Consider the following 251-nt stretch of genomic DNA (forward strand, 5'->3'; position numbering starts at 1 on the left):
ACAACATCATCATACCGTTGTCGAAGTTATCGAGTAGGCGTGGCAAGGGCCGGAACGGCTGGTCGAGGGGGCGCATGAAGTCGTCCCAGTGAATAGGGATGACAAGCTTCGCCCCCGTCTGCTCGACAGTTTCGTGCCAGTAGTTCGAGGCGAATGCCTCGTCCTGCTTGCCGAGCGTCCCGATACCCAGGAACACGACATCAGCTTTTACACCCTGAAATTTACCAGGGGTGTAGTTTCCACTGGCGATC

General features: G+C 56.2%; 1 pseudogene. It reads right to left on the reverse strand.

Annotation, left to right across the window (positions count from 1 at the left end):
* Positions 1–251 (reverse strand): annotated as a pseudogene (locus CVH10_RS26245) (hypothetical protein); the annotation flags it as partial.

The organism is Halomonas sp. ND22Bw (assembly GCF_003011945.1).
GTDB lineage: Bacteria > Pseudomonadota > Gammaproteobacteria > Pseudomonadales > Halomonadaceae > Halomonas > Halomonas halophila.